The sequence below is a fragment of the Lacicoccus kunmingensis DSM 17847 genome (assembly GCF_059568765.1).
In genome coordinates this window covers 106,912-130,384 of sequence record NZ_JCANUC010000007.1, presented here as the reverse complement: position 1 = coordinate 130,384, position 23,473 = coordinate 106,912, and the positions used below count along the sequence as shown (strand labels likewise).

The 23,473-nt window shown below is 41.8% G+C and carries 24 protein-coding genes; 7 read left to right on the top strand and 17 right to left on the bottom strand.

What is annotated here, in order from left to right:
• Positions 1 to 32: 32 nt before the first annotated feature.
• On the bottom strand, positions 33 to 899 hold the full coding sequence (locus tag BO48_RS09010) for a LysR family transcriptional regulator (protein WP_496367116.1): 867 nt from the start codon (positions 897 to 899) through the stop codon (positions 33 to 35).
• Positions 900 to 1,024: 125 nt separating this feature from the next.
• Here BO48_RS09010 and tcuA point away from each other — a divergent pair, with 125 nt between their 5' ends.
• Complete coding sequence (gene tcuA / locus BO48_RS09005; protein ID WP_496367115.1) at positions 1,025 to 2,530, top strand: FAD-dependent tricarballylate dehydrogenase TcuA; 1,506 nt, start codon at positions 1,025 to 1,027, stop codon at positions 2,528 to 2,530.
• A gap of 100 nt (positions 2,531 to 2,630) precedes the next feature.
• Here tcuA and hisIE read toward each other — a convergent pair whose 3' ends face one another.
• The 9 genes from hisIE to BO48_RS08960 are packed head-to-tail and all read right to left on the bottom strand — an operon-like array spanning position 2,631 to position 9,484.
• Positions 2,631 to 3,254 carry a bifunctional phosphoribosyl-AMP cyclohydrolase/phosphoribosyl-ATP diphosphatase HisIE gene (gene hisIE / locus BO48_RS09000; protein WP_496367114.1) on the bottom strand — a complete coding sequence of 208 codons (624 nt, stop codon included), beginning with the start codon at positions 3,252 to 3,254 and terminating at the stop codon, positions 2,631 to 2,633.
• Entirely contained in the window at positions 3,251 to 4,015 is a 765-nt protein-coding gene (gene hisF, locus BO48_RS08995; RefSeq protein ID WP_496367113.1) for an imidazole glycerol phosphate synthase subunit HisF, read from the bottom strand. Before hisF ends, hisIE begins: the two co-directional genes overlap by 4 nt.
• The gene (gene hisA / locus BO48_RS08990) at positions 4,012 to 4,713 is read right to left on the bottom strand and encodes a 1-(5-phosphoribosyl)-5-[(5-phosphoribosylamino)methylideneamino]imidazole-4-carboxamide isomerase (protein WP_496367112.1); all 702 of its coding nucleotides are present in this window, start codon (positions 4,711 to 4,713) and stop codon (positions 4,012 to 4,014) included. The genes hisF and hisA overlap by 4 nt, the downstream gene beginning before the upstream one ends.
• Positions 4,710 to 5,288, bottom strand: a complete 579-nt coding sequence (gene hisH, locus BO48_RS08985) for an imidazole glycerol phosphate synthase subunit HisH (RefSeq protein WP_496367111.1) — start codon at positions 5,286 to 5,288, stop codon at positions 4,710 to 4,712. The genes hisA and hisH overlap by 4 nt, the downstream gene beginning before the upstream one ends.
• Entirely contained in the window at positions 5,285 to 5,863 is a 579-nt protein-coding gene (gene hisB, locus BO48_RS08980; RefSeq protein WP_496367110.1) for an imidazoleglycerol-phosphate dehydratase HisB, read from the bottom strand. The genes hisH and hisB overlap by 4 nt, the downstream gene beginning before the upstream one ends.
• Positions 5,856 to 6,842 (bottom strand): pyridoxal phosphate-dependent aminotransferase, encoded by a 987-nt coding sequence (locus tag BO48_RS08975; protein WP_496367109.1) that lies wholly within the window; start codon positions 6,840 to 6,842, stop codon positions 5,856 to 5,858. The genes hisB and BO48_RS08975 overlap by 8 nt, the downstream gene beginning before the upstream one ends.
• 4 nt (positions 6,843 to 6,846) lie before the next feature.
• Positions 6,847 to 8,082, bottom strand: a complete 1,236-nt coding sequence (gene hisD / locus BO48_RS08970; RefSeq protein ID WP_496367108.1) for a histidinol dehydrogenase — start codon at positions 8,080 to 8,082, stop codon at positions 6,847 to 6,849.
• On the bottom strand, positions 8,082 to 8,684 hold the full coding sequence (hisG, locus tag BO48_RS08965; protein ID WP_496367107.1) for an ATP phosphoribosyltransferase: 603 nt from the start codon (positions 8,682 to 8,684) through the stop codon (positions 8,082 to 8,084). Before hisG ends, hisD begins: the two co-directional genes overlap by 1 nt.
• On the bottom strand, positions 8,681 to 9,484 hold the full coding sequence (locus BO48_RS08960) for an ATP phosphoribosyltransferase regulatory subunit (protein ID WP_496367106.1): 804 nt from the start codon (positions 9,482 to 9,484) through the stop codon (positions 8,681 to 8,683). Before BO48_RS08960 ends, hisG begins: the two co-directional genes overlap by 4 nt.
• Before the next feature lie 160 nt (positions 9,485 to 9,644).
• On the opposite strand from BO48_RS08960, the gene BO48_RS08955 reads away from it, so the two are divergent.
• The 3 genes from BO48_RS08955 (at position 9,645) to BO48_RS08945 (ending at position 11,558) form a co-directional block, all read left to right on the top strand.
• On the top strand, positions 9,645 to 9,932 hold the full coding sequence (locus tag BO48_RS08955) for a YerC/YecD family TrpR-related protein (RefSeq protein ID WP_052255339.1): 288 nt from the start codon (positions 9,645 to 9,647) through the stop codon (positions 9,930 to 9,932).
• 139 nt (positions 9,933 to 10,071) lie between these two features.
• Complete coding sequence (locus tag BO48_RS08950) at positions 10,072 to 11,199, top strand: serine hydrolase domain-containing protein (RefSeq protein ID WP_496367105.1); 1,128 nt, start codon at positions 10,072 to 10,074, stop codon at positions 11,197 to 11,199.
• Between the two features lie 89 nt (positions 11,200 to 11,288).
• Positions 11,289 to 11,558, top strand: coding sequence for a 4a-hydroxytetrahydrobiopterin dehydratase (locus BO48_RS08945; protein ID WP_496367104.1), 270 nt, complete (start codon positions 11,289 to 11,291; stop codon positions 11,556 to 11,558).
• A 63-nt stretch (positions 11,559 to 11,621) separates the two neighbouring features.
• Here BO48_RS08945 and BO48_RS08940 read toward each other — a convergent pair whose 3' ends face one another.
• The 3 genes from BO48_RS08940 to BO48_RS08930 form a co-directional block, all read right to left on the bottom strand.
• A complete protein-coding gene (locus tag BO48_RS08940; RefSeq protein WP_496367103.1) occupies positions 11,622 to 12,794 on the bottom strand; it encodes a M24 family metallopeptidase in 1,173 nt (390 codons plus the stop codon).
• Between the two features lie 21 nt (positions 12,795 to 12,815).
• Positions 12,816 to 14,000 (bottom strand): cystathionine gamma-synthase family protein, encoded by a 1,185-nt coding sequence (locus tag BO48_RS08935; RefSeq protein WP_496367102.1) that lies wholly within the window; start codon positions 13,998 to 14,000, stop codon positions 12,816 to 12,818.
• Between the two features lie 148 nt (positions 14,001 to 14,148).
• Positions 14,149 to 15,909, bottom strand: coding sequence for a serine hydrolase domain-containing protein (locus BO48_RS08930; RefSeq protein WP_496367101.1), 1,761 nt, complete (start codon positions 15,907 to 15,909; stop codon positions 14,149 to 14,151).
• 161 nt (positions 15,910 to 16,070) lie between these two features.
• Here BO48_RS08930 and BO48_RS08925 point away from each other — a divergent pair, with 161 nt between their 5' ends.
• The 3 genes from BO48_RS08925 (at position 16,071) to BO48_RS08915 (ending at position 19,962) form a co-directional block, all read left to right on the top strand.
• The gene (locus tag BO48_RS08925; RefSeq protein WP_496367100.1) at positions 16,071 to 18,026 is read left to right on the top strand and encodes a fructose-1,6-bisphosphatase; all 1,956 of its coding nucleotides are present in this window, start codon (positions 16,071 to 16,073) and stop codon (positions 18,024 to 18,026) included.
• 23 nt (positions 18,027 to 18,049) lie between these two features.
• Positions 18,050 to 18,403: a DUF2200 domain-containing protein gene (locus BO48_RS08920; RefSeq protein WP_496367099.1), complete on the top strand. Its 354-nt coding sequence runs from the start codon at positions 18,050 to 18,052 to the stop codon at positions 18,401 to 18,403.
• A gap of 71 nt (positions 18,404 to 18,474) precedes the next feature.
• Positions 18,475 to 19,962, top strand: coding sequence for an NAD(P)H-hydrate dehydratase (locus BO48_RS08915; RefSeq protein ID WP_496367098.1), 1,488 nt, complete (start codon positions 18,475 to 18,477; stop codon positions 19,960 to 19,962).
• Between the two features lie 22 nt (positions 19,963 to 19,984).
• On the opposite strand, the gene BO48_RS08910 is transcribed toward BO48_RS08915, so the two are convergent.
• The 4 genes from BO48_RS08910 to BO48_RS08895 form a co-directional block, all read right to left on the bottom strand.
• The gene (locus BO48_RS08910) at positions 19,985 to 20,797 is read right to left on the bottom strand and encodes a CHAD domain-containing protein (RefSeq protein ID WP_496367096.1); all 813 of its coding nucleotides are present in this window, start codon (positions 20,795 to 20,797) and stop codon (positions 19,985 to 19,987) included.
• A gap of 81 nt (positions 20,798 to 20,878) precedes the next feature.
• Entirely contained in the window at positions 20,879 to 21,844 is a 966-nt protein-coding gene (locus tag BO48_RS08905) for a hypothetical protein (protein ID WP_496367095.1), read from the bottom strand.
• Positions 21,845 to 21,866: 22 nt separating this feature from the next.
• Positions 21,867 to 22,412, bottom strand: coding sequence for a helix-turn-helix domain-containing protein (locus tag BO48_RS08900; RefSeq protein WP_496367094.1), 546 nt, complete (start codon positions 22,410 to 22,412; stop codon positions 21,867 to 21,869).
• A 526-nt stretch (positions 22,413 to 22,938) separates the two neighbouring features.
• The gene (locus tag BO48_RS08895; RefSeq protein ID WP_496367093.1) at positions 22,939 to 23,463 is read right to left on the bottom strand and encodes a GrpB family protein; all 525 of its coding nucleotides are present in this window, start codon (positions 23,461 to 23,463) and stop codon (positions 22,939 to 22,941) included.
• Between the last annotated feature and the right edge of the window lie 10 nt (positions 23,464 to 23,473).

Below are 23,473 nucleotides of genomic sequence, written 5' to 3'. Positions count from 1 at the left end.
ATGGGACCTGGATAAAATCCAGGTCCCATATTTTATGTTTGAACAGAAAAATGTTCTTTAGTATAGCTGACAAATGCATCGACTATATCGAGTTCAAGCAATTCTTCACGGTAACATAGCCAGGTATCACGTATTAATGCTTCACCATCAATGGTCAGTTCCACTTTGTACAAGTCATCTTCGTCCCTCAGGCTGATTTCAGGCATTAATGAATAACCGATGCCCCTCTTGACCAGTTCTTTGCAAGTTTCAATTCGATCCAGTTCCATGGTGATTTTAGGCGGTACATCATAATTGTTTTGCCACCAATTTTCAAATGTGTTTTTTAAGTATATATCCGTATTGAATCTGATGTAATTTAAATGTGGCAGTTCGGATAAAGATATTTTTTCTTTCGATACAACAAATAACTTTTCCTGCTTCAGCAGTTCTTTCTCTCCTCTCCAGCTATGATCTCCTCTGACAATACCGACATGGATGTTCTCATTGCTCAAATATCCCAGCACTTTCGAACTCCATCCGGTATTTAACTGAATGTCTATATCAGGATATTTTGAGCTGAACCCTTCTAACAGGATTGGCAGTGTATATAATGCAAAATTACTGGACACACCCAAATTCAAAGTGCCTTTAAATTTACCGCTGATATTATTCACTTTTTCTTTCGTGGACTGCAGGTGTTTTAACATCTCTCTGGCATACTGAACAACGACCTCTCCTTCACTGGTGAATATTACTCCTTTGTTACCTCTGTGAATCAGATTCGTTTTGAATTCAGATTCAATCTGTTTAATCCTGTAAGTCAGGGATGGTTGGGAGATATACAATTTTTTTGCTGTTTTGGTAATATTCTTCTCTTCATATAAATTAACTATGATATGCCAGTCTTTTTCATTCATGATCATCATCTCCATAGAAAAATTTGATAGTCATTCATCGATAAATGATATTTTACTTATACTATACACTACATTAACCTTGAATTATCGTATTTATATTAATTATTAAAGGATTGGGTGAGTGTATGTCTGAAAACAAAAAGTTTGATGTTGTAGTAGTAGGTACAGGTAATGCAGCCTTGAGCGCTGCTGTGGCTGCCGGTGAAAAAGGTTCGAAGGTATTGATGTTGGAAAAAGGTCCGAAACACAAAAGGGGAGGCAACTCTTTCTTTACGGATGGAGCAATCAGATTTGCCTATAATGATTTGGCTGGCATTCAAAAAGTCATTGATGATTTAACTGATGAAGAAGCTGAGAATATTGAGATGCCTCAGTATAGAAATGAGGAATTCAATGATGATCTAATGAGAGTCACTCAAAATAAAAGCAACCCTGAGCTTGCGGAACTCCTTGTCACAAAATCTTATGAAACCATACTATGGATGAAAGAGCAGGGCGTAAAATTCGAACTGAATGAAAACCAATTCTTTGAAAAAGAAGGAAAGAAAACATTCTGGGGTGGCCTGCCTGTTAAAACACATAAAAAAGGTATCGGCCTGGTAGAATCATTATTTGATAAAGCTGAGGAATACGGTGTTGAAATCTGGTATGAGTCTCCTGCTATGAAATTGGAGAAAGAAAACGATGAAGTGACAGGTGTCTATGTAAACAAAGACAACCAGGAGGAAGTTTTGGTTGAGACACACTCTGTCGTGCTGGCATGCGGCGGATTTGAAGCAGACAAAGAATTGAGGATTAAGTATCTCGGAGATGAATGGGAGAAGGCGATTGTTCGCGGCAGCGAATACAATACCGGTGACGGGATAAAGATGGCATTGGACGCAGGTGCAAAAAGAGCCGGCCAATATGATGGCTGTCACGCACATACAACTGACTTCAATGCGCCAAAAGTCGGGGATTATTCCAAACCGGGCGATATTTACAAAAAATCATCGTATCCTTTAGGTTTGATCATCAATGTTGATGGTGAGAGATTTGTGGATGAAGGTGCCGACTTCAGAAACTATACTTATGCTAAGTATGGTAAGGAGACTTTGAGACAGAAAGACCAAAAAGCTTTCCAATTGTATGACAGCCAGGTCAGACCATTACTGAGAAAAGAATACGATTTAGTAGAAGCAACCGTTTTTGAAGCTGACACTTTGGATGAGTTGGCAGATAAAATGAAAGTGGATAAGGAAGTATTCAAAAAGACAGTGGATGTTTATAATGATTCCGTCCAGGACGGTGAATATGACCCAAGTATCAAGGATGGCAAGTCGACAAAAGGGGCTTCGCCGGAGAAGACAAACTGGGCACTCACACTGGACAAAGGTCCTTTCTATGCGTATCCGGTGACATGCGGCATCACATTCACTTTTGGTGCAATCAAAGCCAACAATAAAGCGGAAGTTTTAGATGAAGAAAATCAGCCAATCAAAGGGTTATATGCAGCCGGGGAAATGGTCGGCGAACTTTTCTATCATAACTATCCGGGTGGATCAGGTTTAATGTCCGGGTCTGTATTTGGACTTACAGCCGGTCAATCTGCTGCCAGCTATTCGAAACAGGCAGTATCCGAATCAAAGTAACATTTAAATAAGGTTCTCAGAAATTACTAATATATAGTTTTAGGGTACAAAATCACTACCTCTTCGATTTTGTACCCTTTTTTTGTTTAAATTGTTCCTCTTACCATTCCTCGATATCTTCCCTTACTTTGTAATTCAGAGTTTCTCCGTGACGTTGCTGCAGGTTGTCTTCCACTTCTTTCAAAGATACGTTCTGCTGCCTGAGCATAACGAGAAGGTGATACAGAAGATCGCTTGTTTCATCTATGACTTCTTTCTTATCGTCATTTTTTGCGGCGATGACGATTTCCGTCATTTCCTCACCGCACTTTTTGAGGATTTTATCCAGCCCTTCATCCATCAGATATTTGGTGTATGATCCTTCTTCGGGATTTTCAACTTTATTTTTAACAATCTTCTCAAGGCTCTGTACATTGAAGTGATCATCTCCGAAGCAGCTCTGTGTACCCAGGTGACATGTCGGCCCATGTGGCACCACCTGAATCAGCAGCGCATCCTGGTCGCAGTCCAGCGCCATCTTTTTGACTGTCTGTATATGGCCGCTGGATTCACCTTTTTTCCAAAGGCGCGCTTTACTTCTTGAGTAGAACCATACGACATTCTCATCGATGGTTTTCCGGTAGGCTTCCTCGTTCATGAAGCCGTTCATCAGTACCTGTCCGGTGTTCCAGTCCTGCAATATCACTGACAGGAGTCCGCCTGCTTTATCAAAATCAGGTGTCATGACAATCTCACCTCGAATCCTTCTTCGTTCAATTTTTCTTTCAAATCTTTAATTTCCACTTCCTGGTTGTGGAATATCGATGCAGCGAGCCCTGCAGAAATATCTGTTTCGTTGAACAGTTCCACAAAATGTTCGATATTTCCGGCACCGCCGCTTGCAATGATCGGAATATTGACAAGTTTGACCGCTTCTTTTAAGAAACTGATGTCGAACCCTTCTTTGACACCGTCATGGTCCATACTTGTGATCAGCAGTTCACCTGCGCCCAGGTCAGCAGCCTGTTTCAGCCAGTCGAATGCTTTAATATCCGTCGCTTTGCTGCCGCCGTGGGTGTACACATAGTAATCCTTTCGTTCATTGTCATACTTGACATCAATCGCTACACAGACACACTGGCTGCCGAAAGTGTCCGCCGCTTCTCTGATCAGCTCAGGATTTTTAATCGCTGCAGAGTTGATGCTGACTTTATCTGCACCGGCATTCAGCAGCTGCCTGATGTCATCCACGCTTCTGATACCGCCGCCGATCGTCAGCGGTATGAACAGTTCTTTTGCCGTTTCCCGGATCATATCCAGCATCAGGTCATGTCCATCCTGTGTTTTGGAAATATCGAGGAAAACCAGTTCATCTGCGTTTTCTTCATTATATCTCTTGGCAAGTTCAACGGGACTGCCCACATCCCTCAAACCGACGAAGTTCACACCTTTGACAACTCTGCCGTCTTTGACATCCAGGCAGGGTATGATTCTCTTTTTAATCATTCTATCCCCTCCCAAAATTCGTCATTATGGCTCGCTTTTCCGACTATCGCATTGTCGATTCCCATTGATTCAAGTTTTTCGAGATCTGCCTTATTCCGTACACCACCGCTTGCGATGACAGTATGTTTTGTCAGTTCATTAATACGCTTTGTATTTTCAAAGTTTGGACCCTGATTCATTCCATCTTTATTGATATCCGTATAAATGATTCCGGCAAACTCCAGATCTTCCACTTCCGATAAATAGTCGTCAATCGTGATATTGCTGTTTTCAGTCCAGCCATTGACGTATATATCATCCTGTCTGGCGTCTACACCGACGAAAATTCTTCCCGGATAAAGTCTGACCACTTCTTTCAGCCAGTCTATATCCATAATTGCCCTTGTACCCAGGATGAAATAATCGATGCCGATCTCATCATAAGTCTCTATTGTCTCCAGATTACGTAAGCCGCCGCCAATCTGCATCGGACGATCCGTCAGGGATTTAAGTTTACCGATGACTGTTGTTTCCAGTGCATTTTGTTTCAGTGCACCCATCAGATCCACGATGTGGATTCTTCCAACCTGTTCAAAAGTCGAATAAAACTGCACCGCTTCTTCAGGCGTTCGTTTCATCGATGTTTTCTTATCATAATCACCTTGCGTCAGACGAACATTCTGCCCATCAATTATATCTACAGCCGGTATGATGTTCATTGAAATCCTCCTTTGATTGCTTTACGCAGTATTTCCAACCCGGCATCACCTGATTTTTCGGGATGAAACTGGATACCGATAACATTTTCATATTGTGCAACAGCAGGGACGTCCACACCGTAGTCAGCTGTTGCAATGATATGCGGCGAGCGGGTGACCATGAAGCTGTGTATGAAATACACATCTCTCTGATCAAGCGCGTCATATCCGCTGTTTAATGTGTTCCACCCGAGATGAGGTATCGTATGATCAGTGTCAATTTTCCTTACCCGGCCCTGCAGCAGCCCCAGTCCGGCTGCATCGCCTTCCTCGCTGTACTCGAACAACAGCTGCATACCAAGGCATATACCGACCATTCGTTTTGTTTCAGCAAGTTCAATCAGGTCTTCCTTTATGCCCAGTGCTTCAATAGTGTTCATCGCTTCTCCAAAATGCCCCACGCCAGGCAGGATGATGGCATCACATTCCATTAAATCTTCTTTTCTGCTTGATAAAATAAAATCCTGTCCGAGCTTTTCCAGAGCATTTTTGATATTTTGGATATTTCCCAGGGAATAATCAACGATACCTATCATTCAATGACACCTTTAGAAGAGGGGACACCGGATTCGGTTTCCTCGAGCGCCGCTTTCAAGCTGCGTGCAAAGGCCTTGAAGACCGCCTCGATTTCATGATGTGTGTTGCCGCCTTTCAGCAGATCGACATGCAGTGTCATCCTGCTGTTCATGCTCAGGGCATTGAAGAATTCCATCACGAGCTCTGTATCAAAAGCACCGACTTTCTCTTTGGAAAACTTCGCCTGGAAATTCAGGTGCGGTCTCCCTGATAAATCTAGGACGACACGTGCCAGCGACTCATCCATAGGGATATAATACGAGCCGTATCTCCGATATGATTCTTTTTCCACATACAACTCTCTCAGCAGCTGGCCGAGAATGATTCCGACATCTTCAACCGTGTGATGGTCATCCACTTCATTATCACCGTTCGCATCCACGTAAAGATACAGCTCAGAGTGGAATGAGAGCAGCGTCAGCATATGGTCGAAAAAACCGACATTCGTCGAAATACTGGATTCTTTAAAAGGCTTTTGATCATCCAATTTGACTGTAATCCGTGTTTCCTTTGTAGATCTTTCTTTTTCATACATTCTGATTGCCCCATTCTGAAATTAGTTTATTTAAACGGTCGTAATCTTCATGTTTAATAATGGAGTACCTGACAACATTGTTCAGTGATTCATTATTGTACATTCTGCACCTGTAGCCATTGTCCATCAAATACTGCCCCAAAGCCACTGCGTTTTCACCATAGGTGAAGACGAAGTTCGTATAGGATTCTATGACATTCACTTTGTCACTGACTTTTTCGAAGGCATCTTCCAGCATTTCCTTCGACTTTTTCTGATAGTCTATAAAATCTGCCAGCGCCTCTTTCTCTTCAAAGATTTTTGAAGACAGGTTCAACGATAGTGAATTGACAGGGTAGGGATGGTTGATGCCGGTCACTTTCTCAAAAGTTTCTCCTTCGGCAATGACAAGTCCGACCCGGAGGCCGGCGATACCGTACATTTTGCTTAAAGTCCGGATGATCAGAACATGTTCACCTTCCGGTTTATCAAAATCAGGACCGAACTCGGCATACGCCTCGTCGATGACCAGGCAGCCGCCGATCTCTTTCATGGCATCCGACAGTTTTTTCAGCTCTTCATATTTAAACAGCTGGCCGGTCGGGTTATGCGGCATCGATATTAAAAATAAAGACGGCTGTTCCTTATGAATCCGGGTAACGACTTCATCAAAATCAAACCTGTAGTTCTCATCACACGGCACTGTCGTGAACTTCGCATCAATCTGGGCTGAATACTCCTCATACATGACGAAGTCAGGTGACACTGTCATTACGCCGTCCTGTCCGAGTGTCATAATCACTTTCTGGATCCATTCATCGGAACCGTTGGCCACTTCGATGTTGTCCGGATTTAAATCGTAGTAATCCGCATACGTTTTTTTGAAATGATCGATTTCTGCACTTGGATACTCATTAATTTTTGTTCTGGATAACACTTCCATCATCGCTTCATCCGACAATGGTGATATTGGACTCGTATTCCTGTCCATGATGATCATGTAATCACTCCGTTCTAATTTTCAATGACTGATAATGTGCATCAAGTGCTTCTTTTTTGGCGATTGTCATCGCAGGTCCAGCAATGTCCTGAAAAGTGTCTTCATTCAAAGAAATGATTGCGTGGCTCGTCAGGAAATCATTGACGTTCAGACCATGGCTGAAACGGCCGGTACGGTCCGTCGGCAGCACATGTGACGGTCCGGCGGCGTAGTCCCCTATTGCCTCAGGTGTGTGGTAACCTTCAAAAACCGCACCTGCATATTTGATGTTTTTAACGATCATGGCCGAATCCTCATGCTGGACAGACACATGTTCCGGCGCAATATAATTGACCAGGTCTATCAGTGCCTCTCTGTAATCAACCACTGCATAATGGTTCTCCTCGATGGAGGCTCTTATGATATCCGCTCTCGGCTGCTCGTCTATCAGCTCTGTCAATCTGGATTCTATACGGTCAATAATGTCCGCATCTTCACTGAGCAAAAATGTCCGTGCATTGGCATCGTGCTCCGACTGGGCATAAATATCATAAACGATGGAATCCACATCCACTTTATCATCTATATATAGAAGGATTTCACTCGGCCCGGCGATCATATCGATGCCGACCTCTCCGAATAACAGACGTTTCGCCATCGCAACATAATAGTTGCCCGGCCCGACAATCTTATCGACTTTAGGTATCGTTTCAGTACCGTAGGCAAGTGCTGCGACCGCCTGTGCGCCGCCGACGGTATAAACATTTTCCACGCCGCACAAATAAAGTGCAGCAAATGTAATATTATTGTCTTCAAATGTCGGTGTAGTGACGTGTATCTCCTTCACTCCTGCAGCAATCGCAGGCACCACGGTCATCAATACGCTGGAAGGATAGAGCGCCGTGCCGCCCGGCACATAAACACCAATCTTTTCAAGCGGGTGATAAACATATTTGAATTCACCATCATCTTGATCTGTATATTTTATCGTCTTCTGGTAAGCTTCTATTCTCTGTCTGATCGTTTCCAGTGCCTGTTTTTCTTCTGCCGGCAGAGAATCATAACTTTTCTTGAGTTTTTCAGCCGGCACTTTGAAATTATCCAGCTTCACACCGTCAAATTTCTCGGTATAGCTTCTTAAGGCACAGTCTTTATTTTTCTTGACGTCCTCCAAAGTTTGGATGACATTGCTCATACCGTCAAAACTTTGATTCTCAACATATTTCTCTTCGAATACTTTTTTTAATTCCAGAGCATCCATTAGAAAACCCCGATTTCTGTTAAAAATTTATAGATTTCATCTTCTTTTGTATAGAAGGTTCTTTTATTGGCGATCAAGCGTGCATGTATATCCATGATCTTTTCATACTCGATCAGCCCGTTATCTTTCAATGTATTACCCGTCTGGACGATATCCACGATGCCGTCAGTCAAGCCGAGGAGCGGCGCAAGCTCAACGGAGCCGTTCAGATGCACCAGTGATACATCCATCTTCTTTTCCCGGAAATATTTAGAGGCAACATTAGTATACTTTGTGGCGATGGTTTTCATTTCTCCCTGGTCGGGCAGACCGGCCACCGAAAAATGACAGTCCCCGAACGGAAGCTGGGAAACGTTCAGTATATTGAACGCATCCTCAACGATAATATCCGAGCCGACGATACCGATATCCGCCACACCGCTCTCGACATAGGTCGGAACGTCCGGACCTTTTGCAAAGATGAATTTTACATTATCCACCACAGTATAAAGCGAACGGGTCTCTTCCGATAATGGCTCGATATACTGTGTTAAGTTATTATTTTCCAAATAAGCCGTAAAATCTTTAAATAATCTGCCTTTGGTCAGCGCTACAGTAATCATAGCAAACCTCCATTCGAAAGATTCACAGCAATGCCGAATGCATTACTGTTGTATTCACCGCCGCTTAAAAGCGGGTAATCATGATTTAAAAATACTTGAAAATAAAAACCGTTGTAATACGACTGGGGCGAGCGGAATGATAAATCCAGTATGAATTTCATATTATAATCTTCCAGATAACTTCTTAAATGGTTGATGAACCCCAGCACTTCACTGTTTTCAAATTCATTGTTGATGATTTCAATCTGATCGCTCACTTTGGCAGTCATCAAAATAGTGAGCGGGTGCGCTTCACCAAGCACCTTTCTGATTTCCGATATGTTCTTTTCATATATAAGCTCTTTTATGCTGCTGTCCAAATCGTACTTCTCAATGTATAAATCAAGGAGCTCATCATTGTTTACGACGATGGCCCTGTATCTGTCAGTCGTTTTACTTTTAAAAAATGATAAATGCATATCAATGCTTTTTAAAATCTCTTCCTCACCGGGACCGTAAAGTTCGACACCTGCCTGATAAAAGGTTTCGTAACCTCTGACGACCGGTCCGAAATAGCCAAAGTGACTTTGATTCAACTGGTAATTTTCATTGTAGTTCAAAAGAGAACGCGTCCAATCACTTCTGATGGACATCAATTGCTCGGTTCTTTCAAAAATGATTGTAGAGGGATGATGTTCCTTATCCTCGATGTAAAAAGGCTCCACCATGTTCAGGTCGACCAGCTGGTAGTTTTCCTCGTCCAGCAGTGCTGTATAATCCTGTGCTAATTTCAAGCGGTTGATAATCAATGTGTTCTCCATAATAAATCTCCTTTAACACTTTAGCGTAGTAAAGAATAACTGATAAATCTGATAGTAACAAATATGACAGCGATATGCAAGGATTGTCAGAATAATTGTTTAACGCTTTAATTCGCTAAAGTAATTTGATAAGATGATTTTATTAATGGAGGGAGTTTTTATGCAAATAGATAATATTAAAGGCCAGGAGCTCGACGACTTATTTGAAGGCATATTGAAGCTTGAAAGTTTGGAAGACTGCTATCATTTCTTTGATGATCTGTGCACAACAAATGAACTAATCGCCCTCAAACAGAGATTTCAGGTTGCAAAAATGATTAAAGAAGGCCACACATATAAAAAAGTACAGGATAGTACCGGCGCATCCAGTGCGACAGTGTCCCGCGTCAAACGATGTCTCGATTACGGCAGCGACGGTTACCACAGAATTATCGACAGACTGGACTGACAACAGGCTGGATTCGCATAACTTCAGAATTACTGATGACTTATTCGTTCAAAGCTTAAAAAACTGATTACGCAGCCAATTATTCATCAGTAACGACTGTTTTTAAAAGGGGAGGTCCATTATCACACATAAACTGCTCATGTTAATCAGCTCAGCGATGATTATCCGATCTCTTTTCACCTCATTTACTGATGTGACGCTTCCTTCCGGTATTGAAGAAGACGACCTGGATGATGAAATAGAAGACTTCATGTCGGAAAATGATGAAGTAGATACCGCAGTGATGTTCGCTGTTTTTACACCGGTTGAAGTCATACACGAAACATATGAAGGCGAACAGAATCTGGATGAAGAAATCGATGTTTCCAGAGAATCCGTTTTTGAATGGGGTTCAGTGACAAAATTACTGACGTGGATCAGTGTCATGCAGCTTGTTGAAGATGACTTGATTGATTTGGAAGGAGACATCACAGAATATCTTCCTGATGAATTTCTCGATGACTTTGAACAAGATGATCCTGTCACAATGATACATCTGATGAATCACCAGGGCGGATTTCGAGATGAAATTGCCGACCTCTTTGTTACAGATATTCCGGACAACTATTCCCTTGAGGAAGAAATAAAAGAGCATCAGCCAGATCAATTATATGAGCCCGGTGCAGTAACTTCATATTCAAACTGGGGCACGGCACTCGCAGGCTACATTGTAGAAGAATTGAGCGGCCAGCCTTTTTATGAATATGTACATGAAAACATTCTCGGACCTCTGGATATGGATGAAACCGCACTTGCACCCGATTTAAGTGATAATCCCGAAATTCGTGAAGCCAGAGCAGATACGGCAGGCTACCTGCCATCCATACCCCCGACAGCCGAAGAACAGCGGCATATTCTATTATACCCGGCGGGCTCTGCGGTAAGTACACTGCCGGACCTTGTCACATTCGCACAAGCACTGTTCCCCTCAAATAATGACACGCCTTTATTTGATGACAGGGAAACAATGGAATCCATGTTCGAAATCTCGCAGTACTACGGAGATACGGACAATCCAAGGAATGCACATGGTTTTATGGTTACAAACTTTGACAATCCTGTATACGGACACAGTGGAAACACAAACGCCTTCACTTCAAATCTTCTGATAGATATTGAAGAAGATGTCGGATACGCGGTAATGGCTAATGAAGCACAGGAGGTCACTTACAACTTTCTTTTACCCGAAACCATTTTCGGTGATTATGACGCAAGCGAAAATAACTAGATTTTATTTCAGTCCACAACATTAAATACGTTTAACCATCTCCGTTAAAAGGTAAAGAGGAGTAAGCATTTTACGGAGGTGACCAATTTATGAGTGATGTGAAAACTGAAGCTGAAAAACTCGATGGATGGGAACTTGACGGTGAAAAATTGAAGAAGACCTTTAAGTTCGATAAATATCTTGAAGGCATAGCATTCGTGCAGAAACTTGCCGTATATGCCGAAAGTCAGCAGCACCATCCGGGCATTTCAATCAACCACACAAACGTATCAATAACATGGACGACATTTTCAAAAAAAGAATTGACTGAAAAAGATATAGCAGGCGCAAAAGCGACAGATAACGTATTGAAAGCATAAAAAGTACAGGAGCAAACCCTTATTCTCAAAGGTTTGCTCCTGTTTTTTTGGAAATCCGTCTGTTTAGTCGATTCCTTTCTGATAAATTTTACGTTCAAATGACGTCAGCAGCTCCACGCCGTTTTCAGTCACAACAAATGGTTCCGTGATTGACACACCAAAGTTTTCAAACCACATTCCGGGCATCAGATGGAACACCATATTCGGTTCCAAAATCGAATTATCATGCTGACGTAAACTGATTGTATGCTCTCCCCAGTCCGGGGGATAGCTCAGGCCGATTGAATAGCCGATTCTCGCTTCTTTTTCATAGCCATATTTTGCAATCGTTCCTGCCCACACGTTGTTCACTTCTGCAGCAGTGTGTCCGGGCTCGATATAATTCAATGTTTCTTCAAGACCTTCCATGATGACTTTTCCGACTTCCAGCACTCTGGGCTCTGCTTTTCCGAGTGACATCGTTCTGGCCATCGGCGCATTATACCTCCGGTATGCACCGGCAATTTCTATCGTGACCAGATCACCGTCCACATACCGCCTGTCCGTCCATGTCAAATGCGGACTCGCAGTCTGTTCTCCGGTCGGAATCATCGGTGCCATAGAAGGGTAGTCACCGCCAAAATCTTCACTGCCATGCATTTGTGCACTGTAAATGGCAGCCGCCACATCATTTTCCCTTGTGCCGACTTCTATTGTTTCATAGGCTGCTGTCATTGCCTGTTCCACTATATACGCTGCGTTTCTCATATAGCTTATCTCTTTATTACTTTTGATCAATCTGACCCAGTTAACGATTCCGCTGGCGTCTTTCAATTCCGCTTCCGGGAGTTCATAGAGCATTCTTTCATGACATTTTGCCGTATAATAAAATGCATCCATCTCCACACCTATTTTCCGTTCTCCTTTTCCCATTTCAAGCAGAACTTCTGCTACATAGTCCATCGGATGTTTTATCGTCGACTGGACGTATTCATCAGGGTAATTCATCACATTTAGCGGCTTCATCCATGTCGTCTGTTCTGCACCTCTCGAATCCATCCCTCTGCCGATCCATAAAGGTTCTTTTTCATCAATGAATACAACAACCACCTGATGGACATAGAAACTCCATGCATTATATCCTGTCAGGTAGCACATATTCGATGGGTTGGACACAACCAGGACTTCGATTCCATACTGCATCATGCTTTGTTTGGTTCTATTAAGTCTTTTCTTATACTCTTTTTTGGAGAACATCACATGTCTCCTCTCTCTTTATTATTTTTCGAGAATACTGAGAGCATTTTCCAAATCGTCTTTTAAATCATCAAAATCCTCAATCCCTGCAGAATAGCGTACCAGACTGGACGGGATGCCAAGGTTGACCAGTTCCTCTTCAGTGGATTCAACATGGCTTGTCGTGTTAGCCGGTCCGACGGTAGTCTCCACAGCACCCAGGTTTGCGGCCCTGTTCGCATATTTCAAACGGGGCAGTACCTTTCTGACAGCCTCCATCCCGCCTTTCAGTGAGAAACTGAAAATACCGCCGTATCCTCTCATCTGTTCCGTTGCTATATCGTGGTGCGGATGGTTTTTCAGTCCCGGATAGAACAAATCTGAAATTTCCGGGTGTGACTCCAAATACTCAACAAGCTTCTCCGCATTTTCAGTCTGCTTTCTGACCCTTAAGTCCAGCGTCTTCAAACCCCTCAACAATAAATATGCCGCATGCGGGTCCAGAGTCGCACCGTTGATTTCACGGTAATGGTGCACTTCACCCACAAGTTCCGACCTGCCGCATAAAACACCGCCGAGTGCATCGGCATGTCCGCCTAAAAACTTGGTCGCACTGTGAATGACGAGATCCGCTCCAAGCTCCAATGGACTTTGAAGGATAGGTGTGGCGAATGTGTTATCCACAACAACGATGGCACCGACTTCATGTGCAACTTTTGCGATTCTTTTAATGTCAATGATTTTTACCGTCGGATTCGTCGGTGATTCCAAATGTACCACCTTGCATCCTTTTTTGATCTCTTCTTCGAGCGCCTCATGGTCTCCCGTATCACACAGGACAGCCTCAATATTCATATGCGGCAGAAAATCACTGAAGATTCTGTTCGTACCGCCGTATGAATCTTTGATGCTTACCACCCGTTCACCAGGTTTCAGGAATGTGTAAAACGCATTGCTGATGGCAGCCATTCCAGTCGCAAAGCTCGTCGCCGCCTCTGCGCCTTCCAACTGTCTGACCTTGTCCTCAAAAGAGGCGACGGTCGGATTCGTGTTCCTCGAGTAAATGTGTCCTGCCGCTTCCCCTGTGGCCACATCATACCAGTGTGCAAGGTCCGTGTAGTCATAAGAAACGCTGTTAACCACCGGTACCTGCGTTGCGCCGTGTGCTCTGTAATCCTTTTCCCCTGCCCAGACTGCTGCGGTTGCGCGATTTACTTTTCTTGTCATCATCTCACTTCCCCTTCAATATTGTAAACGCTTACATAAATACAGTGGTGTTATCGTTAATGTTGGAGAAAAGGGTAATAAGTCCCTTTCTCCAACTATACCATCTAAAGTGTATTTATAAAATAAAAAGCATATTTATCCCTTTATTTCATATAGCCCAGAACTGATATAAATCCAGGTATAAAAGCAGATACAGCACAACGGACATGGCTGTGAGCGTCATTAAGTATTTTGGATATGTCCATTTACGCACCTCTGTCCGCCACAGCATTACAATGTATAATAATAAATAAATTACTAATATCACTAATAATATGAAGGATAAGTAAATCTGCCACATATAAACTTCAAGAGGCCTAAAACCGGTGATCTGTGATAAATAAATTATAAAATTTATAAATATGATGAGGGCGAGCGCATTACCGATATAATGCCATTTATTAAAATCCTGTTTTGTTTTTCCATCTGACCTTTTATTTCTGAATGGGCGTGTAATCAATCCGCCGGCCGTGAGAGTGAGCGCTGAATATATCGTCGAAATGATAAATAGAAGGTAGAGGCCCACTACGGAAAATAGTTCAAACATTCCAAGGGTTTCCAGATCAAAATTCGGATATGAATAATACGTCCTCCCGTCATATTCATAAGGCACCATGACATATCGTTCAGGTTCATAGATGGAGAGTGGAGTAATCAGCATATTCATGAATTTTTGCGGGCCTTCTTTAACTGTTCTTGCCATCCTTACAAACATATCATCATGGCTTTGTAAAAATCCGCTGTAATCTGAATGGACCGCTTCACCGAATATCTCTTCAGCCAGCATAAAATTATATATCACTTCATTTTCCTGATTCGTCATCACGGCATATCCAATCTCTTTATTTATATCCAATCTGACATGCGACGAAAATCCTGACGTGTTGCCTCCGTGTCCAATGACAGGCTCCTCAAATATTTCCACCCAAAATCCGTGCGCATTATATGGAATATCGGTATCTGCAAAGTATTTTGTCGGCCGGTGCATTTCATTTAAAGTTTCACCATCATTGAACAGTGATGATCCACTGTCGCCGGGTAGCAGGGCCTGACCGAACTTTATAAGGTCGCCCATTGTCCCCATTGCAGAACCGGCTGGATAAAGAGGGATATATAATCGGTTTTCTCCTAATTCACTGCCGGACGCAGAATAGGTTTTGACTTCTTCTCTCCCTCTGTGCACCCATTCATTGTCTGAGGCATCAACAGAAATTGAAGTCTCTTCCATTTCAAGCGGCTCAAAAATATGATCTTTCACATAGACATCAAATGACTGGCCAGATATCTCCTCTACAACTAAAGCAGCCAGTGCCACACCATAATTCGAATATGCCGAGACATTACCCGGCTCATATATTTGTGCAGGCTCGGAATCTTTCACTGCCTGATGCAATGTATAATCTTCACTGACTTCTTCCACAAACAAATTCGCTAAGGTTTCCTGGAATCCTGCTTCATGATTCATCAAATGCGTTATTGTGATCGACTGGTCATATACAGTGTCTTCCAGTACATCTGATGGTAAGTAATCTTTAATATCGCGGTTAAGATCTATTTGCCCGTTTTCCCATAGCTGCATCACTGAAACCCATACCAGCAGTTTCGTTATCGATCCCCATTCAAAAACGGTGTCATCATCCACTTCCATTCCGTTCTCAATATCTTTGTAACCATAATTCCCTTGAAATATAACATCATCTGATTCGAAAAGGGAGATGGTCACTCCTGCATTGGTTTCTTCATTCTGCTGCACATATTCGTCGATTTCATCCGGTAGTGTATCAGGCGTGAAGGTTTCATTTGCATTTAAAAGAGGCGTATAGACCAGGCTGGACAATAGTATGACAAAAACGGAGAGACACCACTTCATCTGACTGACCCCCTGAATATTATTAGTCTTATTACCATTATACAAAGCGTCGTTGTAAATTGTAACTCATAATAAGAAAATGCATTCTTTTACATTGAATGGGTTATACTCAGACGAAAATCTAGTATAATAGTATGTAACATTAAATGGGAGTGTCTACTATGCTTGAGACTAATGATACAGGCTTGAAAGAGAAATACTTAGACCTGCTTGCCAATAAATATGATAACGAGGAAAAAGTGGCGACTGAAATTATGAATCTGGAGTCCATATTGGATCTCCCTAAAGGAACTGAGCATTTTGTCAGCGACCTTCACGGAGAATACCAGGCCTTTCAGCATGTACTCCGAAACGGTTCCGGAAACGTCAGACAAAAAATCGCCGAGCTTTTCAAAGATACGCTGTCCGATGATGAAATCAGTAATTTCGCAGCCTTGATCTATTATCCGGAAGAAAAACTTCAGCTCATAAAAAATGAATTTGAAACGAAAGAGGCACTCGATGAGTGGTATATAACGACGATTCATCAGATGATCGATCTGATTGCACATTCATCTACAAAATATACCCGTTCAAAGCTTAGAAAAGCATTACCTCAGCAGTTTGTATTCATCATCGAGGAACTGCTTTATAAAACTGATGAGGATGCGAACAAAAAAACGTATTACGAAAAGCTGGTCAATCAGATTATTTCACTGGGCCAGGCAGATAAGCTCATCATCGGCCTGTCATATTCTACGCAGCGTCTGGTGGTCAACCATCTGCATGTTGTCGGCGATATATATGACCGCGGTCCTGAACCCGATAAAATCATGGATACGCTGATTGATTACCATTCACTCGACATCCAGTGGGGGAATCATGACGTTTTATGGATCGGTGCCTACGCAGGTTCCAAAGTATGTCTTGCCAACATTTTAAGAATCTGTGCAAGATACGACAACTTGAATATTATCGAAGATGCCTACGGCATCAACCTTAGACCTTTGGTCAACCTGGCTGAGAAATACTATGATGACAATTCGGCTTTCCATCCTAAGGTGACCTCGGGAGAAGAGCTTTCAGAGCTTGAAAAGCTGCAGATCACTAAAATCCACCAGGCGATCGCCATCATCCAGTTCAAACTGGAAGCGCCAATCATCAAACGCCGTCCATTTTTCGAAATGGAGGAAAGACTTGTACTTGAAAAGGTTGATTATGATAATAATCAACTGACAGTGTACGACAACACATATACACTTGAAAACACCTGTTTTCAGACGGTCGACAGAGAGGACCCGACAAAACTGTTACCCGAAGAAGAGGAAGTCATCAATAAACTATTACTGTCCATCCAGCAATCTGAAAAACTGAAGAGACATATGAATTTCCTCATGAAAAAAGGAAGTCTTTACTTGAAATATAACGGCAACCTGCTGATTCACGGCTGCATACCGGTCGATGAGAATGGTGAAATGGAATCCATGGAAATCGAAGGGGAAACATTCAAAGGCCGCGAGCTGCTCGATAAATTTGAAGAGTATCTCCGTCAATCATTTTCAAACAAGGAGAATACAGATGATCTCGCAACGGATATTGTCTGGTACTTGTGGACCGGAAAATACTCATCATTATTCGGCAAACGGGCGATGACCACTTTTGAAAGATATTTCATCACGGATAAAACATCACATAAGGAAGAGAAAAACCCATATTACTACTTGAGGGAAGACGTCAATATGTGCCGTAAAATGCTGGAAGAATTCAATCTCGACCCGGAACAGGGCAGAATCATAAACGGGCACACACCAGTCAAAGAAATTGACGGAGAAGATCCGATTAAGGCGAATGGTAAAATGCTGGTCATTGACGGCGGATTTTCAAAGGCATATCAGAAAACAACCGGTATCGCAGGCTATACACTGCTTTACAATTCATTCGGCATGCAGCTTGTTGCCCATCAGCATTTCAACACTAAAGAAAAAGTCTTAAGAAATGGAGCAGACGCATTAAGTGTACGCCGTGTAGTGGATGAAGAACTCGAGCGTAAAAAAGTGCGTGATACGAACATCGGTGTCAAACTGAAAGCGGAGATCAAATCACTTAAAGAACTGCTCGCTTACAGATATATTCAATAAATTAAAATCAGGGAGGCGGGTTTATGGCCGGCCACAAAATATATAAAATGGCATTCTCAAGTGTCTATCCACATTACATTACAAAAGCGGAGAAAAAAGACCGGACTAAAGAAGAGGTCGACGGGATTATCCGCTGGCTGACAGGGTATACACAGACTGAACTTGAAAAACATGTTGAAAATAAAACAGACTTTGAAACTTTCTTTAATGAAGCGCCAAAATTGAATCCTAACCGGGATTTAATAAGAGGTGTGATATGCGGCGTCAGAGTCGAGGAAATCGAAGAGCCGCTGATGCAGGAAATCCGTTACATGGATAAGATGATTGATGAATTGGCAAAAGGCAAGAAGATGGAAAAGATTTTGCGGGAAGCATAGACCGAGACCCCTTGAGTGATAGATCAGCTGTCCTCAAGGGGTTTATTTGATACTTGACAAGGAGGATAAGCATGAGAGTCGTTACAGGTAAAGAGATGAGGGCCATTGATGAATATGCAATCGAAAATATAGGTATCGACGGAAAAATTCTGATGGAAAATGCCGGCCGGGTCGCGGCAAAAAACATTATGAAAAACTTTCACAACCAGACATTCTGTGTACTTATCGGCAGCGGCAATAATGGCGGTGACGGTTTCGTCATCGCAAAAGTATTGAAGGAAAACGGTCATGATGTTGATGTATGTGTCATACCTGACACCAATAAAATCAGCGGAGATGCAGATTATCATAAAAATATCTTTCTCAATTCAGGTTTCACGTTCACACAGTATGACAGTGAAATTATGAAAAAAGCAGATATTATTATTGATACAATGCTCGGCACAGGAGTTAAAGGTGAAATTAAATCACCGTATGCAGAAATTTTTCAGGAATTGAACAGTCTGAACAACACCATAGTCTCCATAGATCTGCCAAGCGGTCTGCCAGCTGATGAATCACCGGTACCGGAAAATACGCTAAAATCAGATTACACATTCACAATCGGTTTACCTAAACTGAGCTATTACACGTATCCTGCACGTAGTTTTTACGGTAAAACGAAAGTCATTCATATAGGCATACCTGAAAAAGCAGTGGAGAAGGCTGTAAAACCAGAGCGGTACCTCTGGACTGAAAAAGATGTAATGAATCATTGGCCGCATAGAGATGACCATTCCCATAAAGGGTCGCATGGAAAGACCGGTATCATCGCAGGCAGCAGTAATATGCCCGGCGCTGCGGTACTGACGACCACAGCTGCGGTCAAGAGCGGGGCAGGGCTTACGGCACTCAATACACATTCTGATATATTTTCCACCATCACTGGATACATTCCTGAGGCAACACTTTTTGACAGAAAAGACGACCTGCTGGCTTTTATTGACGGTAAAGACGTCATTGCCATAGGTCCCGGCCTCGGTGTGAATGATAACACCAGAAGGATGGTAGAACATTTGACAGATCATTTCGAAGGACCGCTGGTCATCGATGCCGACGGACTGACAGATTTACAAAAGTTGAAAAATAAAATCAAAAACAGGAAACACCCTGTCATCATCACCCCACATCCCGGAGAAATGGCAAAACTGATTGATTCTTCAGCAGATGAAGTCAATAAAAACCGAATCAACATTTCCCGGGAAATGTCGGTAGATTATGGGATGTACGTTGTTCTAAAAGGTCCGAACACATTGGTCGCAACGCCTGATGGAGAAGTTTTCATTAACGATACCGGTAATGCCGGGCTTGCCAAGGGCGGGAGCGGTGATGTACTGACTGGAATGATTGCAGCCTTCCTCGGAAGACATGAAAACATTCAGCATGCGATTTCCAGTGCAGTATTCATGCACGGCTTCACTGCAGATTATATTTTAATTCAGAAAGCAGGCATTGAAACGATGACCGCCTCACAAATAACAGAAAACCTGGATAAAACCTTTCATATCGTTAACAATTAACTTGTGGTTCTTGAATGAACGATTAAAAAAAGTAGCTCTGCACCTGGGCAGAGCTACTTTTTTTCGGTAAATCCATCATAGATAAAAATAATTTCTGCAAATCATCATTCTCCGTTGAATCTGCGTATATATGCAGCAGTTGCATATATACGTGATGGTCTGTAATCTCACCCAGTTCCTTCTGGATTTTATTTGCGTCCTTACTGATCCATTTATAGTTGAGCTCGGTCAATTTACCCAGATATCTTGCTCCGAACCTCAGTTTCTTTGCACCTTTTCTAATTTCATGAATCTGAGAATAGTTATTTGTGTCCTTCACTTCATACTCATCCATTAAATTTTGATACTTTCTGGAAAGACGCATATTTAAAAACTGTTTTAATTCTTCATTTTCACTATACTTCTTTTTAAATTTTAATGACGCTACTTTAGATTCAATCTGATCCAGCCTGTACTCTGTTTTTTCTTCTGTAATCTTTTCCAGTGCCTTTTTCATTTCTTCATATCGTGTTTCCTTCAAGTAAAAAAACATTTCCTGATAGTGTTCGCTCATTTCCGGTTCATCTTTTGCGATTTCACCTGCTAATTCACTTAATACATCAATGTCTCTCAAATGACTGACCGTGAGGGCAATATTCTTTAAAGCACTGTTCAATCTAATGTAATCATCTTTATACATCGCTTTTTTCAATATGTTCAAAATTCCTCTGAGTTTCCGAATATTCACACGTAATCTATGAACATGCGCTTCATCAAAAGGGTTGTTTATAAAATCATAATAAGATATCCGTACTTTCTTTGCTCTTTTCAATAAAACCCTTTGTACTTCCTTCATTATCATCACCCTTTTAAACTGTAATCATTGTACATCCAGCTATACCCGGTTATAGAATATTTAACTATTGCGACAGAAGAATCAGAATGCTTCGAGTGCTCTCATAAACACTTTATTTTCACGCTCCATCGGAAAATGTGAACCGTATTTTTTAAAGTATGCCAGATATCCGGCTTCCCCAGTTTTAAAGAACTGATACAGCTTACTGAAAGGTATCGAATAGACACTTGCCTGCTTATTAAAAAGCTCAATCTCATGGGGTTGCAACTCCTGTTCATCTGCGTATTTGTACATCGCCTGCAATGCGTGTATGAGCGGTTGATTGATGATATGCCTTTCTTTCAATTCGGTTGAATAGACATTCTCAAAATTTTTCCTGTCAGTAGAATTCAATTCTATAAAAGCTAAGTTTCTCGCGTAGCTGGCCATATAATCATTTTCATTATCAAGAGTGATATCTTCCTGTATTTTTTCAGCAGATACCTCCATGTCGCATGAATAATTTGCAGATTCAAATACTTCCAACTCATCCAACTTACCGCGCAATAGACTTAATAGACGCCCGCCGTCATTATTTTTAGTTGGAATCGCAGTGGCAATCATTATCAGCCCGTTCATCAGAATGAGGAAATTCAAAATTTCATTTTCGATGTTGAGAGTATATTTGATTCCAAGCAGAATCACGACAGCTGCCAGATTGAATATCATACCGCCTGATATATACCAGATAGCATCACTTTTTGTCATCCTCCCATTGTTCAAAGGCTTATACATACCGCAGACACCCCAGCTGATATAGGCTGGGATTGAAAAATACCATCTGCCGTTCATATACATTCCCACAAATGAGGAGATCATGAATAGCTCCATCTTTCTGACTTTCGCAAAGCACCAGTGGCCGCATTCGTGATAAAACACCGTTCCTATCCAGACACCAATCATAGATAATAAAAACAACCCATCAAAACTCGTAGTAAATTCCAGTACCAGACCCGTTGCAATAATAAATATAATCCAAAACCAGTTCGTGTTTAAAATATTTTTCATATCCGTTCATCCTCATAACTTTTTAGAAAATGATAAGACCGAGAGTTAAGGCAATGACAGACATAATCATGTATAAGAGATAGGGAAGCGCTTTGTGAATTAAACCATCTTTTTTCGGTATTTTATTTCCACCTTCCAAAAATGAAATAATATCGTGATAAGTATTGATATCATACTGCGTTTTCAACCTTTCCACTTTGATGCTTGCCATAAATGACAAAACGATCAAAGCACCTGCAATGATTGTTAAAAATATTAAATCATATCTTATAGCAGGCATTATGAAAAACAATCCGAGCATCGATGCGATTAACATGATATATCCATATCTGTTCCAGCCTTTCCTGTCGATTTCTTTTTTCATTACATCAACATCTGCATTAACCAGTTCATCCAGGGAAACATTGAATAAGACACTCAACAGCATCAAGTTTTGTATATCCGGGTAGCTGCGGTTATTTTCCCAGTTGGAAATCGTCTGTCTGGATACATATATCTTCCCCGCAAGCGCTTCCTGGGAGAGCCGATCCCTTTCTCTGTACCTTCTTATTTGTCTGCCAATTTCCATCAAATTCACCTTCTGATTTAAATTTAGAAGAACACATATTATTAAGCTAGCAAACTTCTTTTACATGCGATACTTTTATCATGTCAAAATGCTTTGACACGTTGATATATCAGCGTTTAGGAATTATAACGCTATGCGTTATAATTCCTGTATGTTTATTTGAAATACCAAGCGGTAATAGCATTTTAAGGCGATGGTTCAATGAAATACTTTTTGATTTTAATTCTGCCGGTTTTATTTGTTGCAGCATGTGGTAATGTTGAGGCAAAGGAATATTATAATCTGGCATCAGAAAAGATAAAAACGGGGAGCTGCTCGGGGAGTATGATGTGGTTATTTTAGGAGAATCCACACACTATTCTTCAGAAATCAGAGTTTGACGAGCTAACATTGCGCTCAATTAATCCAAATCAAGATTTCCAACTGGAGGGATTTCCATGGTGCCGATTGAACAATACGACGGGATTATGTATATCGATTATCTTGAAGAATAGGCAGAAAAAGCACTTTGATTATTGAAGTGCTTTTATTTTGAATTCAAATCATTATACCATTCCACCGCTATCTTCTCTGTTTCTTTTATAAATCGATTTTTGCCATCCATATATCCATTGATGTCATTCGGAAACTTTTCAGCCAGAGCCTCTTTCAATTCTGCATACTGAGCACGGACCTCAGGATATACTCTCAAATAATCTCTGAATGCAGTATGTCGGATGATATCTTCACTGCCTTCTTCAAAAGCGTGAACATGATGGGTCCGACCATTACCGCCTTTTCGAAAATACCGGCGCCCTGTGATGCCATATTCACCAAGACATTCATAACCCAGCTCAGTCATTTCCATCTCATGTTGATCTACATCTTCAATATTCTTCACAACCGGCATAATATCAATGACCGGTTTAGCCTTCAGCCCCGGGACAGATGTGCTGCCGATGTGATGAATTTCTATTAATTCATCTTTGAATACTGCTTCGATTTTTTCTTTTTCCTCTTCAAACTTACGCGGCCAATCAGTATTATAATCAACGACTCTGACATTTCTCATCGGTCAGCAC